This is a genomic window from Amphritea atlantica, assembly GCA_024397875.1.
GTDB classification, from domain to species: Bacteria; Pseudomonadota; Gammaproteobacteria; order Pseudomonadales; family Balneatricaceae; genus Amphritea; species Amphritea atlantica_B.
In genome coordinates this window covers 2,018,805-2,034,438 of sequence record CP073344.1, presented here as the reverse complement: position 1 = coordinate 2,034,438, position 15,634 = coordinate 2,018,805, and the positions used below count along the sequence as shown (strand labels likewise).

Annotated in this window: 16 protein-coding genes and 4 tRNA genes; 18 read left to right on the top strand and 2 right to left on the bottom strand. The window is 45.6% G+C overall.

All coding sequences use genetic code 11. The annotated features are described in order from the left end of the window. Positions 1–10: 10 nt before the first annotated feature. From KDX31_09350 to KDX31_09315, 8 genes are all read left to right on the top strand, one after another. Positions 11–86, top strand: a tRNA-Arg gene (locus KDX31_09350). Positions 87–116: 30 nt separating this feature from the next. Next, a tRNA-His gene (locus tag KDX31_09345) sits at positions 117–192 on the top strand. A gap of 59 nt (positions 193–251) precedes the next feature. Continuing rightward, positions 252–336: transfer RNA gene (locus KDX31_09340), tRNA-Leu, on the top strand. A gap of 26 nt (positions 337–362) precedes the next feature. Beyond that, positions 363–438: transfer RNA gene (locus tag KDX31_09335), tRNA-His, on the top strand. A 246-nt stretch (positions 439–684) separates the two neighbouring features. Continuing rightward, positions 685–2,016, top strand: coding sequence for a trigger factor (gene tig, locus KDX31_09330; protein UTW05170.1), 1,332 nt, complete (start codon positions 685–687; stop codon positions 2,014–2,016). 160 nt (positions 2,017–2,176) lie between these two features. Further along, positions 2,177–2,752 (top strand): ATP-dependent Clp endopeptidase proteolytic subunit ClpP, encoded by a 576-nt coding sequence (gene clpP / locus KDX31_09325; protein UTW05351.1) that lies wholly within the window; start codon positions 2,177–2,179, stop codon positions 2,750–2,752. 165 nt (positions 2,753–2,917) lie between these two features. Continuing rightward, positions 2,918–4,213, top strand: a complete 1,296-nt coding sequence (gene clpX, locus KDX31_09320; protein ID UTW05169.1) for an ATP-dependent protease ATP-binding subunit ClpX — start codon at positions 2,918–2,920, stop codon at positions 4,211–4,213. A gap of 170 nt (positions 4,214–4,383) precedes the next feature. Next, the gene (locus tag KDX31_09315; GenBank protein UTW05168.1) at positions 4,384–5,109 is read left to right on the top strand and encodes a YebC/PmpR family DNA-binding transcriptional regulator; all 726 of its coding nucleotides are present in this window, start codon (positions 4,384–4,386) and stop codon (positions 5,107–5,109) included. A 281-nt stretch (positions 5,110–5,390) separates the two neighbouring features. On the opposite strand, the gene KDX31_09310 is transcribed toward KDX31_09315, so the two are convergent. Then, positions 5,391–6,332 carry an integron integrase gene (locus KDX31_09310; protein ID UTW05350.1) on the bottom strand — a complete coding sequence of 314 codons (942 nt, stop codon included), beginning with the start codon at positions 6,330–6,332 and terminating at the stop codon, positions 5,391–5,393. A gap of 388 nt (positions 6,333–6,720) precedes the next feature. Between KDX31_09310 and KDX31_09305 the strand changes: the two genes are divergently transcribed. The 10 genes from KDX31_09305 to KDX31_09260 all read left to right on the top strand — a co-directional run bounded on the left by KDX31_09305 (position 6,721) and on the right by KDX31_09260 (position 14,053). Next, positions 6,721–7,053: a hypothetical protein gene (locus tag KDX31_09305; GenBank protein UTW05167.1), complete on the top strand. Its 333-nt coding sequence runs from the start codon at positions 6,721–6,723 to the stop codon at positions 7,051–7,053. 91 nt (positions 7,054–7,144) lie between these two features. Then, positions 7,145–7,657: a hypothetical protein gene (locus KDX31_09300; protein UTW05166.1), complete on the top strand. Its 513-nt coding sequence runs from the start codon at positions 7,145–7,147 to the stop codon at positions 7,655–7,657. A gap of 83 nt (positions 7,658–7,740) precedes the next feature. Further along, on the top strand, positions 7,741–8,043 hold the full coding sequence (locus KDX31_09295) for a hypothetical protein (GenBank protein UTW05165.1): 303 nt from the start codon (positions 7,741–7,743) through the stop codon (positions 8,041–8,043). 92 nt (positions 8,044–8,135) lie between these two features. Beyond that, the gene (locus KDX31_09290) at positions 8,136–8,441 is read left to right on the top strand and encodes a hypothetical protein (GenBank protein ID UTW05164.1); all 306 of its coding nucleotides are present in this window, start codon (positions 8,136–8,138) and stop codon (positions 8,439–8,441) included. Positions 8,442–8,588: 147 nt separating this feature from the next. Continuing rightward, complete coding sequence (locus KDX31_09285; protein ID UTW05163.1) at positions 8,589–8,825, top strand: hypothetical protein; 237 nt, start codon at positions 8,589–8,591, stop codon at positions 8,823–8,825. Between the two features lie 128 nt (positions 8,826–8,953). Continuing rightward, positions 8,954–9,580 carry a hypothetical protein gene (locus KDX31_09280; protein UTW05162.1) on the top strand — a complete coding sequence of 209 codons (627 nt, stop codon included), beginning with the start codon at positions 8,954–8,956 and terminating at the stop codon, positions 9,578–9,580. Positions 9,581–9,690: 110 nt separating this feature from the next. Continuing rightward, on the top strand, positions 9,691–10,506 hold the full coding sequence (locus tag KDX31_09275) for a hypothetical protein (GenBank protein ID UTW05161.1): 816 nt from the start codon (positions 9,691–9,693) through the stop codon (positions 10,504–10,506). Positions 10,507–10,985: 479 nt separating this feature from the next. Beyond that, entirely contained in the window at positions 10,986–11,402 is a 417-nt protein-coding gene (locus tag KDX31_09270; protein ID UTW05160.1) for a hypothetical protein, read from the top strand. 144 nt (positions 11,403–11,546) lie between these two features. Continuing rightward, the gene (locus KDX31_09265; GenBank protein ID UTW05159.1) at positions 11,547–12,794 is read left to right on the top strand and encodes a DUF4935 domain-containing protein; all 1,248 of its coding nucleotides are present in this window, start codon (positions 11,547–11,549) and stop codon (positions 12,792–12,794) included. A 161-nt stretch (positions 12,795–12,955) separates the two neighbouring features. Continuing rightward, positions 12,956–14,053, top strand: a complete 1,098-nt coding sequence (locus KDX31_09260; protein UTW05158.1) for a DUF4241 domain-containing protein — start codon at positions 12,956–12,958, stop codon at positions 14,051–14,053. Between the two features lie 467 nt (positions 14,054–14,520). Here KDX31_09260 and KDX31_09255 read toward each other — a convergent pair whose 3' ends face one another. After that, entirely contained in the window at positions 14,521–15,564 is a 1,044-nt protein-coding gene (locus KDX31_09255; GenBank protein ID UTW05157.1) for an IS110 family transposase, read from the bottom strand. Positions 15,565–15,634 lie beyond the last annotated feature (70 nt).

The following is a 15,634-nucleotide window of genomic DNA, read 5'->3' as shown; positions in this document are numbered from 1 at the left end:
GCAGTGTCAGGCGCCCGTAGCTCAATGGATAGAGCACTCGCCTTCTAAGCGAGCGGTTGCAGGTTCGACCCCTGCCGGGCGCGCCAAAAAGGTCTGACAAAAGATGTATTGCTACGGTGGGCGTAGCTCAGTTGGTAGAGCTCCGGATTGTGATTCCGGCGGTCGTGGGTTCAAACCCCATCGTCCACCCCAATACATAGTCATCATGAATGTGGTACCTTGTACCCGTCGGATGACACAAGAAAGTTTATGCGAGTGTGGCGGAATTGGTAGACGCGCTGGTTTTAGGTACCAGTATCTTACGGTGTGGGAGTTCGAGTCTCCCCACTCGCACCATTTACTTTCTCAGAAGTATGCCTGTGGTGGGCGTAGCTCAGTTGGTAGAGCTCCGGATTGTGATTCCGGCGGTCGTGGGTTCAAGCCCCATCGTCCACCCCATTTCCCCTGTTCGATATTCTCTTTTTTATTTCCGATATTAATTTCATCAGAATGCGATCTTTGTGTTTGCTCTGTATACGTTGATATTCAACGCTTTTCACTTGACTAATAGTGCCGCTTCCCGGACAATTTCCGCCTTTAGAAATTCTGGCACCTGTTGTTACGGGCTTTGTGTTCACGCATAAGGGTAAACAGCGGGTCAATTTTCAGATTTGTAACGATACAAATAATTTTGTGAGGAATTCCATGCAAGTATCCGTAGAAACCACTACTGGTCTTGAGCGTCAGCTGACTGTTGTAGTACCTGCTGATCGTGTAGACGGCGATGTAGCTAAGCGTGTTCAGCAGACCGCCCGTACTGTTCGACTGGACGGTTTCCGTCCTGGTAAAGTGCCGGTTAAAGTGGTTAAAAAACGCTACGGTCCGGGCATCCGTCAGGAAGTGATCGGTGAGGTTGTACAGCAGAGCTTCTACGAAGCTATCCAGCAGGAAAATCTGACGCCTGCTGGTGGTCCGAATGTCGAGTTCAAAAACGACAAAGAGGGTGAGGACTTCTCATACACAGCAACATTCGAAGTATATCCAGAGATTGCACTGGCTGATTTCTCCAGCGTTGAGATTGTTAAGAACTCCGCTGAAGTTAAAGACGCTGACCTGGATCAGATGATTGAAACTCTGCAGAAGCAGCAGGCTGCGTTTGAAGAAACCGATAAAGCAGCGGCTGAAGGCGATCAGCTGAACATCGATTTCGAAGGTTTCATCGATGGTGAATCTTTCGACGGTGGCAATGCAACCGGTATGGATCTGGTACTGGGTTCCAATACCATGATTCCGGGTTTCGAAACTCAGCTGGAAGGCGCCAAAGCCGGTGATGAGAAAGAGATTAACGTCACTTTCCCTGAAGAATACCATGCTGAAAACCTGAAAGGTAAAGACGCTAAGTTCAATGTTAAAGTGAACAAGGTTTCTGCTCAGGTACTGCCAGAGCTGAACGAAGAGTTCTTTGCTAAGTTTGGTATCGAAGAGAAGACCGTTGATAGCTTCAAAGTTGAAGTTCGCAAAAACATGGAGCGTGAGCTGACTCAGGCGCTGAAATCCAAGCTGAAAGAAGCCGTGTTTGGCAAACTGGTAGAGCTTAACGCAATTGATGTACCTGCTGCCCTGATTGATGGTGAGATCGATGCAATGCGTCGTCAGGCTATCCAGCAGTTTGGTGGTGAAAACGCCAATATCGATCCAAATATGCTGCCTAAAGAGATGTTCTCTGAGCAGGCTGAAAAGCGTGTTAAAGTAGGCCTGCTGGTTGCTGAAGTGATTAAAGCGAACGAGCTGAAAGTAGACGAAGATCGTGTACGCACTACCGTTGAAGAGCTGGCTGCTACTTATCAGGAGCCTCAGCAGGTTATCGACTGGTACTACAGTAACCAGGAGATGCTGAATCAGATTAAGAACATGGTTCTGGAAGACCAGGTTATGGATCTGCTGCTGGATTCTGCTAAGGTGAGCGACACCGAGCTAAGTTATGAAGACGCAATCAAGCCTGCAGCACCTGCAGCTGAAGAATCAGAAGAGGCGTAATTGCCCTTCGCCTTAATTGCGTTTATAAAAGAACGGCTGTCGGCTTAGGGTCGGCTGCCGTTTTTTTTTCTGGACGTGTAGTAAGCACGTTGTTAAGGATTTAGGAGAGAATTCTATGTCGGATTTTTATAATGGCCCTACAGTAATTACTAGCAGTGGTCTGGTACCCATGGTTGTTGAACAGACAGCTCGTGGTGAGCGTTCTTACGACATCTACTCTCGATTGCTGAAAGAGCGGGTTATATTCATGGTTGGCCAGGTGGAAGATCATATGGCTAACCTGGTTGTTGCCCAGTTACTGTTTCTTGAGTCGGAAAACCCGGACAAAGATATTCACCTGTATATCAATTCACCAGGTGGTTCGGTTACCGCCGGACTGTCGATCTATGACACCATGCAGTTTATCAAGCCTGATGTGAGTACTATGTGTATTGGTCAGGCGGCCAGCATGGGTGCGCTGTTGTTAACCGGCGGTGCCGAAGGTAAGCGTTACTGCCTGCCGCATTCCCGTATGATGATTCACCAGCCTTTGGGTGGCTATCAGGGTCAGGCAACTGATATCGAGATCCACACTCAGGAAATTCTCACGATTCGTGATAAATTGAACACCATCATGGCCAACCATACCGGTCAGGATATGGCGACTATCAGCAAAGATACCGACCGGGATAACTTTATGTCTCCGGAACAGGCTGTGGCCTACGGTCTGGTCGATCAGGTGCTGAGCAGTCGTTAATGCGCTTCGATCGGGTGTGGATACTGATTCTGTCGTGTCTGTACAGAGAGCACCGCAGTTGACGTTTGATTCAAGCGGTGCGCATTATCCGCTATAATGTGCGTTAAACGAGAAAGAAATCAGAGGTCCGGGCCGGGCATGGCCGGGACAAACAGAGGTAGTTGAATGTCCGACGATATCAACGGTAAAGAAGGAAGTGATGACAGCAAACTGCTGTATTGCTCTTTCTGTGGTAAAAGCCAGGACGAAGTCAAGAAGCTGATTGCAGGCCCGTCTGTATTTATCTGCGATGAATGTGTTGATCTGTGTAATGACATCATCAAAGAGGAGATCCAGGACGCGGAAGAGACCCGGGAAGAGGGTGATCGCCTGCCGACTCCGACTGAAATTAAAGACAATCTGGATGCGTACGTCATTGGTCAGGAACGGGCCAAGAAAGTACTTTCCGTTGCGGTATATAACCACTACAAGCGACTCCGTTTTCAGCAGACTGCCGGTGATACCGATGTTGAGCTGGGCAAGAGTAACATTCTGTTGATCGGTCCGACCGGTAGCGGTAAAACGCTGCTGGCTCAGACGCTGGCAAGAATGCTCAATGTTCCGTTTACCATTGCGGATGCTACCACGCTGACCGAAGCCGGTTATGTGGGTGAGGATGTTGAGAACATCATTCAGAAGTTGCTGCAGAAGTGTGATTACGATGTAGAGAAAGCCCAGCTGGGTATTGTTTACATTGATGAGATCGATAAGATCTCCCGTAAGTCAGACAACCCGTCCATCACGCGTGACGTTAGCGGTGAAGGTGTGCAGCAGGCACTGCTGAAACTGATTGAGGGAACTGTTGCTTCGGTTCCGCCGCAGGGTGGCCGTAAGCATCCACAGCAGGAATTTTTGCAGGTTGATACCTCCAATATTCTGTTTATCTGTGGTGGTGCATTCGCCGGTCTTGATCAGGTGATCAAGCATCGCAGTGAGAAAAGCTCTATCGGCTTCAATGCGGCGGTTGTCAGCAAGGAAGAGACCCGAAAGATCACCGATGTTCTGGCAGATCTGGAGTCTGAAGATCTGGTGAAATATGGTCTGATTCCTGAGTTTGTTGGTCGTCTGCCGATGATCGCGACGCTGACTGAGCTGGATGAAGATGCTCTGATTCAGATCCTGACCGAGCCTAAGAACTCGCTGACCAAGCAATATTCAGCGCTGTTCGGTATGGAAGGTGCTGAACTGGACTTCCGTGAGGATGCACTTAAAGCGGTGGCTACCAAGGCACTTGAAAGAAAGACCGGTGCCCGTGGTCTGCGCTCCATTCTGGAAGAGAATCTGCTGGATATTATGTACAGCCTGCCGTCTCAGCAGGGGATTTCCAAGGTTGTTATTGATGAGGGCGTGATCAATGGTGACTCTGATCCGATTCTTATCTATGAAAACCTTGAAGCTCCGAAAGCTGCGGCTGAAGACTGATTTTATTCATTGATATGTAAAGACGCGCCCAAGGCGCGTTTTTTATATCCTGATCAAATGATCCTCGGTTAACTGATCCATTTGTTAACAATTTGGATGCACACACTAGAGCTTAAGCGGGTGAGCGATTAGAATTAGCCCCTGTCTTAACGTAAGAAAGAGATTTTCCAATGGGAAGAAAGTTTGAAGTACGTAAGGCTTCCATGGCTAAGACTCAGGGAGCTAAATCCAAGGTATATGCCAAGTATGGCAAAGAGATCTATGTTGTTGCCAAAAACGGTGGTGTCGATCCAGAGGGTAACCTGTCGCTGCGTCGTCTCATCGAGAAAGCCAAAAAAGATCAGGTACCAGCCCACGTTATCGAAAAAGCGATCGACAAGGCCGCAGGCGGCGGTGGTGAGGATTTCCTGCCAACACGTTATGAAGGCTTTGGTCCCGGCGGATGCATGGTCATCGCTGATTGCCTGACCGATAACAACAACCGTACTTTCGGTGATGTCCGGGTGGCTTTCAATAAAGGTAAAGCAAAGCTGGGCGGACAGGGCACTGTTGCCCATATGTTTGATCATCGTGCAGTGTTTGTCTTCCCCCACGACGATGAGGATGAAGTCCTTGAGTTGCTGATGGAAGCGGATGTTGATGTGGCTGAGATCGAGAGTGAGGATGGCAATATCACTGTCTACGCGCCGCATACAGACTTCTTCAAGGCTAAAACCGCGCTGCATGAAGCGTATCCGGATCTTGAATTTGAAGTAGAAGAGATCACCTTCATCCCTCAGACCTATACTGAGCTGGCCGGTGAAGACCTGGAACAGTTTGAGACCTTTTTAGAGATGCTGAACGATGTCGAAGACGTTCAGGAGGTCTATCACAACGTTGAGATGCCTGACGAATAACAGGGCATGCCTGGTAAGCTAAAAAGAGGCAGATGTTCATACATCGGCCTTTTTTTATGCGTGTCCGGAACTGTAGAACAGGTATGCCGAAGATAACTATTGACGAAATAAAGGGCTTTGACCCCTTTAATGGGCTCTTTTGCATAAGACTATTACACAATCACAGAACATCGATATCGGGATGAGCGTAAAGAGACTCTACGATCTGGATAGATAAAGGGTGGGTGGTCTTAGTTAGTTTTTCTTTAGAATATGCCTGTCCTGTATTCTTAATTTAATTTTTATAGCCTGTCTGATGGGCTGATGACGCCGTTTCCTCCACGATTTACTACATGAGTATAAATTTCGGTAGTTGTTACATCGGAATGACCCAGCAATACCTGAATTGTTCGAATATCATAGCCTGACTCTAAGAGGTGAGTTGCAAAACTGTGTCGAAAGCTATGGGTTTTAGCCGGTTTGTTAATCCCTGCTGTTTTGACGGCCCGAGTTACCTGCTTTCGTAATGCGGAAGGGTGAAGATGATGCCGCCGAAGAATTCCTGTGCGAGGATCACGGCCTATTTGGCTTGAAGGAAAGAGATACTGCCATGCTGTTTCTCTGGTCGCGCCCGGGTATTTTCTGTCGAGAGCATCAGGCATATAAACCTCTCCAAATCCCTGGGCAATATCCGATTGATGGAGATGCTCAACTTCTGTTATCTGATTTTTAAGTGCTGGGATGAGTCTTTGGGGTAGCATCGTTGTTCTGTCTTTATCTCCCTTGCCAGCGCGGACAAAAATATTATTACTTTCGAAGTCTATATCCTTAACTCTGAGAGACAGTAGTTCGGCGCTACGTAAACCTGTGCCATACATCAGTTCTACCTGAAGCCGGTGAACCCCTTTTAGGTTTGAGAGAATAGAAGAGATTTCTGCTCTGCTATAGACAACGGGCAGTCTCCGATGAGTGTGAGCCGGGGAGAAACTAAGATGAGATACTTCAACACCGAGAAACTTACGGTATAGGTACATCAGGGCATTTAATGCGATTTTTTGTGTGCTTACAGAGCAATGTTTATTGATAGCAAGGTCATTTAAAAATGCTTCAATATGTACTGCATCCATATCTTTGGGATGTTGTTTGTTGTGAAAGTAGATGAACCGTTTGATCCAGTGAACATAAGTCTGTTCAGTTCGATAGGCCAGGCCATTTATGCGGATATGTTGGCGAAGCTGCTCCATAAAGCGAGTAGGCTTGCTGGGTATCCTGTGTCTAATGTCATCCATGACAGAATCTCTGTTACTGTTTTTATATACAGTAGTGTGCAGGTGCTTATATGTCAATTATCCCAATTCAGGGGACCCCCTTTCCCTTGAACACTGAAAATATTGAACTAACTCTTTGATTTAACAGAAAGAGGTATTATGATTCAGACAATGTTATTGGCATGGATGCAGCCTCTACAGGCACTATAATTCTGTAAACTGCCTCTCGTGATTCTTGCTAACCTGCTGATATATAGTATGAATGTGAATTTTGGTCTATCGAATTTCCAGAATTATAGTGCCTGGGAGTTATAGTGCCAAAGGGCACTATAATTTACTGTTATGCACACAGGGAGTTCGTGCAATGAAGCTATTTATATCGGTATTTCTCTTATCAATTTTTCTTACCGCACATGCGGAGCCATTAGAGTGTAAGCAAGGCCCTGCAAATAAAGTATTCGGTGGGCAAAATTGGTATGTATATGCATGTAACGACAATGCATCTATTGTCATTGTTTCTGCCCCTGGAAATCCCGCCATGCCATTCTATTTTTCTATTTCACCTATTAACGGTAACTACGCAATCAATGGCGAAGGCACAGGAAATAAAGCAATAACTGAAGCCACATACAAACAATTAAAAGCACTTACAAAAGAGCAAGTTATGAGCTTATACAATGAGGCCAAGGGTGCATAACAAGTGCAGGCACGGCGACGCCCATTACATTGCGCCTTCGGCTCCATTTCATGGGCGCGCATGCTGCAAGCGTTATGGCTAAGGGAAAGTTATGCTCAAGGATATATATTTTTTTAATAGTCGAGGGCTCTCGGAAGAGCTTAAATCAGGGACGTTCTCTGAGGTTAGAGCTTTAAAACACTTGATCGTTACAGCAGTGATAGGGCGGTTTTCATTTGAGTTTCCTGTAGAAATTGCTTTTTCTGAATCTGAAATAAGTATGTGGAAGAGCTTAGCCTCACTATTAATACTAATAGTTTCAGGTGTTATTACTTACTATGGATTATGGCTAGCTTATCAGGCAAACGAAAAAGGAGACGGTAAAGATTTTTTCTTGAGACTAGCATCTTTAAGTTTACCAATTGGTCTTAAGCTTTTTATGTACTTTTTAGTTGCTGGTGTAGCTTTGGGTTTTACATCAACATTATTGATTAGTGGTTTAGGTTCGGTTGGTGCGGTAATTACTGTGGTTGCAATGTTTGTAGCAACACTAGTGTTCTACTCACTCTTCTATCTTCAGTTAAGAAATCATATAGCTATAATATCCGGCTATGAAAAAGTATAACAAGTTGCAGCAGTTCGCAGCCTACGGCTGCCGGACTTGCTACGCTCGCCGCAGTGCAAGGCGTTAACTGTCTAGGGAGAGTCATGAGCGAAGTCGTACAATCTAAAGGTAAGGCACTGGCTTTGTGTCTAGTTCCAGCTTTAATTCTGGTCTATTTCGTTGTTGGTGCACTATCAAGTGGTATATCTATTCCAGGTCGAGATGGTGCGTTTTCATTATCAGGGAAAGCTGCATGGATAGCTTGCTTATTTCCATTGCTTTGGTTGGCGGGTGATGTAATTCGTCACTATCCAGCACTAACAATATCTAGTGCTAAACGTAAAATCATTGGCACATTACTTACCGTTACTGGGGCAGGGTTGTTTTTCTATGCAATTATTCAGTAATCAACAGTTAACAAGCGGCTTAAATTCGTTCGCTACGCTCACCGGACTCGCCACTGCGTGGCTCTCCGTTTAGCCGGGCGTTATGTGTTCTGATGAGTAAGCGTACTTCTATAATTTGGCTGCCAGCATTACTCGGCATTATATTGGCAGTTGTTACTAAGATTGACCTATACCAGTTTCATAGTCAGTCAATCGATGTACAAACTATGTTGTCTAGAGAGATACCAATTGTCCTTTTCGGTATGTTGTTCGCTGCGGTCGTATTTATGAGTAGTTTTTATTGGCTACTAAAAAGAAATTGGGTTGTTGCGCTACAATCGGTAGTAAGCCCTTTAATATTTTTGGTTTTGTTTGGGGTAGGTGGCGCAATGGGCGGTGCGTTTCTAAATGCCACATAACAAGTTGCTCAAACATCGTTCCGGCCTCCACTGGACGCCCGTCTCGGCGCTTGGTTTTGCATTGGCTTCGCCAATATACGCAAAACCAATCACCAAGTCGTGCGCCGTTTAGCAAAGCGTTAAGTGGCTGAGTCGTAAAGGGAGCAAATGAACAGCGACAAGGAAGTAAGAAGGCAAACAGAACGGCTTATCTATGGGTTGATAGTCGTATGCGGTTTAGGTGCTGCTCTCTATCTATTCGGGACTAGTTTTGTCAGCCTGACCAATAAATATTTTGGAATTTTACTAACCAGAACTGATCTTGAAATCATCTATGTGGTCTTGGTCGTGATATTAGTAAAAGCTTCATTCTCAAGGATTGATAGGAAGTATCGTGGCGATTAGCAACACTTTCGAAACATATTCACTTAACAAACGGCTGTTGTCGCCACTACGTGGCTGGGACTGTCTCTCCGCTGCTTCGCCGCTACAAGTCAGCCCCAAAGCCGGGCGTTAGCCTTTCAAGGATAGATATGAAGAAAACTGCATCAATGATATTTGGTCTTGCGCTGCTGGCTGTGATGGGCTGGGGTATTTATTGGGTTATTGCTCAAATATGGGGGCAGTTCAAGCTCCTTGATCCCAAGGTGTCGGTTGCAATACTAACGGCATCTACAACCGTAATCGTAGCAACCCTTACTGTTGTACTCGGGAAGTACATGGAGCGTAAAAAAGACATAGAAGCACATTACAGGGAAAAGAAAACCGAAATATATGATGAGTTTTTATCAGAGTTCTTCAAAATCTTTCACTCTGATGATGAGAGCGCTGAGGATGAGGAAAATCCAGCACTAGTTGAGTTCCTGAGAGAGTGGCAGCGGAAGATGATACTTTGGGGTGGCCAAGATGTACTGTCTAAGTACATAACTTGGATGGGGCATCTAAAGAAGGGCAATCCTGATGCCCAAACAATGTTTATGATGGAAGACTTTTTTCTAGAAATACGTAAAGATCTCGGACATAAGAACAATAAGCTCAAAAAGGGTTCATTCATACATCTAATTCTACAAAATCCAGAGCTTTTCTTGGCAATGGCAAAAGAAAATCCAGATCTTACTTTAGAAGAGCTTGGTGAGGCAGAACGTGCACAGCAAGGCTAACAAGGCAATGGTTCGGACTTTTAAAAGCTCCGGCCAAAAAACGGCCTCCACTTTTAAAATCCGCACATTGCGGCGTTAAGTACTATTTCTACATCACGGATGAAACATTTATGTTTAACGAAACATTCAAGGCCCTGATCAAGGAAGCGCAATTTACCAAAGAAATCCTTGGTGCTGGCGCAACGCAAATTAGAAACGCAAACTATTCAAGGAAGGGTGTTTACTTTCAGTCCTTTACTAGCCTGTCTACGGGGTTGGAGCGGATCGGTAAATTATGCTTAATGCTAGATTATTACATCGATAATGACGGTGATTTTCCGGATTTCAAATATTTGAAGAACGATATTGGGCATAAGATCGATGTTCTCTATAAAAAGTCTATTACAGTAAAGCAGCAGCGAGGCTATTCTTTCAGGTTTTTAGATGAACTTGATGGCGGGATTCACCAAAATATCCTCAATGTCATATCAGATTTCGCTAAAGGTGATAGATATTCAAACATCAATATATTAGTTAACAGCAAGCAAAAGGGTGACCCAGTGTCGTCTTGGTACACTACTGTCGATAAGCCATTATTTGATCTGCACGTTTCAGACAGAAAAAAGAAAGATATAGCTCATAATGCTCGCGTAATTAATCAGATGGCCGGTCACCTAATGATGGTGAGACATACCTCCGAAACTGGAGAAGAAATTAGCGATGTTGAAGACGCAAGCAGCCGAACAGGAGTTCAGGAAGCAGTTGCTCCATATAGACAGCTTTATGTTATTCACATAATCCGCTTTTGGGTTGAACTGCTTGGTAAACTACAACGGGAGGCTATGTCGCTTAATAACGATGATATACCGTACTTTAGTGAGATTTTTGCTGGATTTTATAACCAAGACTCCTATATTCGTACTAGAAAAACATGGGACACGATTTGAATTCTGACTGCGTACTTAACAAGCGGCTGTTGTCGCCACTACGTGGCTGGGACTGCCTTTCCGCTGCTTCGCAGCTACATGTCAGCCCCAAAGCCGGGCGTTAAGACAACATGGAAAGTTATGAGCAAACACAAAGCTAGGCTATTTACTCTACTCGCGATAGAGGTTGCATTCATTGTGCTTCACAAATTACTCGCGGAGCCTGTTGGCTCGTACCCCACTGAAATAAATTTTGAATGGCATTTCATTGCTGCTTTGACACTAGGCATATTTATTGTTGTTTATGCCCTATCAATCAAATGCCCAAATCAAAATTGCAGAGAAAGGCAAGTGTTCCGGGGCTGGTCAATTTTTGACTTACGTTGGCCGGAAGAGAGGTGTTACAAATGTGGTTGTAGCATGGAATAAAAACTGGGGGTTGTCTTAACAAGTAGCTGTAGTGGATCGTCGCTACGCTCCTCCCCACTAAGCTAAGTGTTATGAGCCAAAGTGAATTCGTGGATAACTTCGAAATATTAAATGGGCCTGACCTAAAAGTAGTTTTTACTGGCCCCAAATTTTCTGATGATGGCTGGCTAGAAAGCTACATGTTTACCATTGCTGGTAATGGTATCGAGGCCAGTATCAGAGTCGATAACCCTCCCTATGGTCACTCTCCTTATGTATTATTCGAGCAAATGAATAATGAGTGGTCTGGGTGGAAAGAGCCAAAAGGTTGGGGTGCAATGGAAGGTGAGTATAACCTTAGAGCAACCTATGAACCCAGAGGGCATATTTTATTGTCCGCAGAGATTGTTAATCTATCGGGTAGTTGGTCTACTATTGCCAGTATAGATATTGAGGCCGGTGAACTTGAATCACTAGCACGTAGAGCAAAGGCATTCTTCGGATGCTAGCTCATAACAAGCGCAGCCATGTTCGCCCTTCGGGCTGGACCTCCGCAAACTGTCACGTTTTGTGCGGAGCACAAAAAGCGCCAATTTGCTCCGGCCCATGCTGCAGGCGTTAAGCACCAGGACTACGGTAGAGGACACTATTAGATGTCAGAAATCGATGCAGTACTACTAATTGATGCTAACAAGTATCTGGACCTGTATCGAACAGATAAAGGTCGTAAGTTACTGGCACCTTTATCCGAACAAGCATCTCACATTTTCGTTACGCAGCAGATAGTTGATGAGGTTCAGCGAAACAAGCTTCGTGCAGCAGCAGATTTCCTGCGAACGAAGAGCCAAGGCATGAAGCTTCAGGGCATTAATGTTCCCGATCATTTTTCCGGATCCGAAAGTGGCAAGAATCAAGAGATCCTTGGCCAAATGAGGGATATCAATAGATCTGTAGTGGCAGTGAATGCTGAGATAGACACTCACACGCATGAAATAATGACACAGGTGGCTGAATCCAAAGATGAAGTATCGAATGCTTTGACTCCTATCTTTTCTAAGGCAGTTCAGGCCACTCGCGATGAAATGAAACGGGCTCGAGAGCGAAAAGAGACTGGAAACCCTCCAGGAAAGGCAAACGATCCCCTTGGTGATGAAATTACATGGGAGCAGGTTCTCAGCCACTTCGCGGGTAAACGACGACTTTGGATAATTTCACGAGACGGTGATTATGGCACTGCATTTGGAGGAAGTTTTTTTCTAAACAGCTTCTTGAGAGCCGAACTTGCACAAATTACTAGTGACCCCATCGTGCATATATTCGAGGATTTAGTTGAGGGCCTGACGCATTTCGTCGAGACAACGAAAGTTGACGCTACCATAAAGCTCAGTCCAGAAGAGCTAACAGAAATCGAAACGGAAGAGAGGTCATTACCTCCGGTAGACTCTTCACGCTATTCGTCATCTTCAATTCAATCTGAGTTCTCGCTAGCTGAACTGGAACGGATTAAGGAGGCAATAGCGCCCACCGCTGAGATGCAGCGAGTTATGGAAGCAATGAAGCCCACCGCTGAGATGCAGCGAGTTATGGAAGCAATGAAGCCCACCGCTGAGATGCAGCGAGTTATGGAAGCGATGAAGCCCACCGCTGAGATGCAGCGAGTTATGGAAGCGATGAAGCCCACCGCTGAGATGCAGCGAGTTATGGAAGCGATGAAGCCCACCGCCGAGATGCAGCGAGTTATGAAAGCGATGAAGCCTACCGCTGAGATGCAGCGAGTTATGGAAGCGATGAAGCCTACCGCCGAGATGCTGAGGGTTATGGAAGCGATGAAGCCTACCGATGATATGCAGCGAGTTGTGAACGCATTGAAACCCTCAGTTAAGAAGCCAAAGGACGAATAGAACTTACATATGGCTTTGAAGCTTGCTTAACAAGCACAAGCATTGGACGCCGTTTCGCTCCACAGTTTTGGTGGTGGCGCTTCGCTTGTACCACCAAAACTACTCCACTACACGGCGCCAATGTTGCGGGCGTTAGGTGAAATCGGAGTTCGAAATCGAGCATGAAAAAAATCATTGATTTCTTCAGGAAAAAAAGCAAATACAATGATGTGATTGATTCTCCTGAAGATAGGGTCAAAGCGTTCATCTCGCACTGGTATGAGCAATGGTCTAAAGCCCAGAGAAAAATGGGCAATGATGTAGATTTTGAGTATTGGGGAGACCTTATATCAGATGTAGATGGGGCTCATTTTGCTGCTGGGAGTAGCTCGGGGTCTAGAAATTCATTTGGCTCGAAAGCCGAACACGACCCTAATGTAGAAAAAATCACCGAATGCGATATTCAAGGCAATGTTGCCAGCGTATTCACAGAGATTTACGAAGAGGCGCTTAAGTCATCAAAATATCACGTCTATGATCTTGAGTTTGACGCAGAGAAAGGTTGGAAAATAACAGCAATATCTACTCTTTTTCATCCTCCAAAGAGCCCTGCTGTTGATCCTGATAAACATGCAGGCATCTTTTCTATGAGCATCTCTAATGCTCCTTTCATGGGCAGGGAAGATCATATTGACCTCAATGAAAATACACTTTTTCAAGCAGAGCGTAACATCAATATTCCAAATTTAGACGAAGGAATGGCTAAGTTAGAGCGTATCGGAAAGCTTCGAATCACCTCTGGGGTGCTCGGGATCTTAGATTTCGGCTATGACATTTATGATTTTGAGCCTCTACAAAGAAAAGTGAACCCAGGGGATTATCCCGTTGAAACCGTAACAATACATAATCGAGTAGCTGGTATTCGAGTGAAGTTTAATGATAGCGAGCAACCTGTTAAATGGTATGCGGCTAATACGCCAAGTGGCAATGGTGTTTATGGTGTAGATGCCGGTAATTTAGCCATTTTCGATGTCGGCAATCTCATGGGTTTAAGCCGTATCAAAAAAGAACGGATCTTTAATGAATGGTGCCTTAACGGCAAGCCAGAATTAGTATCAATGGTAGATGAAGACGACTGCGTTATATCCACAAGTGGTTTCGGGGACGGTGCTTATCCGGCATTCTGGGGAGTTAATGCGCAAGATGAAGTGATCTCCCTATATATCGATTTCATGATTCTTGTGCGAGAAACGGAAAATGGTCTGTTTGAATCTGTCTAAATCACCTAACACATATGAGCCTTCCCGAAGTCAATAAACAATAACGCTCTTATCTGGCCGCGAAGCGGCCAGTGCTTTTCAATAAATCAGTCAGCCAGTTGTCTTCGTCTGTCATCGTGGTTGCCAAAACGAATTTGCAACAAACACATATTGAGACTCTCTTACCCCGTGCTCAACGGGTGCCAGCCTATTTATCGTCCCTGAAGCAGGCGGGGGTACTAGACATTCATCGGTTAACCTGAGAAAGGCGCTATTCAAAACTGTGGAATAGATTTCCAGTTAGTATCAGGCTCAGTTCAGGTGCAAACCGCTTTACTGATTATTCATGCACGCCAGTGAAGCGTCTAATCAAGGCCAGGGGCTAATGTGCCCGGACCAGAAGATCGATACTTCTGTTTAGTGATTACCCGATCTTCGACGGTCTCTGATATTTCCAGTTAGGTCTTCAGCTCACTCCACTGCGTGACTCACCCGGTTAAAAATTTTTGTTCATCAAATACCTGCTGGTTTTTAAGCATAAAATAAACACAACGCCCCAGTTTATGGGCCAGGGCGGTGAGCGCCTTCGCTTTACCCATACGTTTATGTAAGCGGGCCAGATATGACTGTGCTTTCTCATTTCCTCTTAGATAACCCACGGCGACTTCGCCAAAAGCCCATCTCAGGTGTGCGTTACCGATCTTATTACCCTGAGTACCGTAAATCTTCCCGGCGGACTCAGCCCGGCATTTGATCAATCGGCTGTAAGAGGCAAACTTCTGAACACTGTCAAAGCGGGTAATATCTCCAATCTCATACAGGATCGTGAGTGCCAGTATGCGTCCCATGCCGGGTAAGCTGGTTAAAATATGATAATCCCGGCCATTGTGATGTTTGGCGTGTTTTTCGATATAGCACTCGATAGAGCTGAGCTGCCGATGGTAAAAATCGATAATGTTAAGATCCAGATCGATACTTTTCTGCACGGACTCATCAGAGAACGTATGCCTCATCTGCTCTCGAGCACTGGGATAGCGTAGATTCAGGTTGTTCGGTGGCAGGTTGTACTGGCTGGTCGTGTTTTTAACATGGGCTTTCAGATCGGCACCGTGTTGTACAACCCGAGTTCGTCGGCGGAGCAGGTCGCGGGTTGCCCTCATCTCAGCAGGATAGACATAGGCTAAGGGGAAGTTTCCTCCCCGGATAAGATGTGCAATTTTGTAGGAATCGATCCGATCGTTCTTGGCTTTACCCCCATGGATCGCTTTCATATACAGGGCGTGACCCAGGATAAAATCGATGTTATGTTCATGGCAGAAATCTGAAATCCAGTACCAGCAATGCATGCATTCGACACCGACAACCACATTACCGAGGTAGGGTGTCAGCAGGTCTAACAGGGGTTCTGGTCTGGCTTTGATCTCTTTATGAAGCGCAGTTTGCCCATCATCATCTAAAATACAGACGTACAGGGAACGTGCATGCAGGTCGATACCGCAGTAAAAAGGATGATTATCAGTGTAAAATCTCATGGGTCTTCTCCTTTTGGTTTGGTCGCCTTCCAGCTTAGTGTGAAAACGGTAAGCTGGGGGGAGAAGGCTC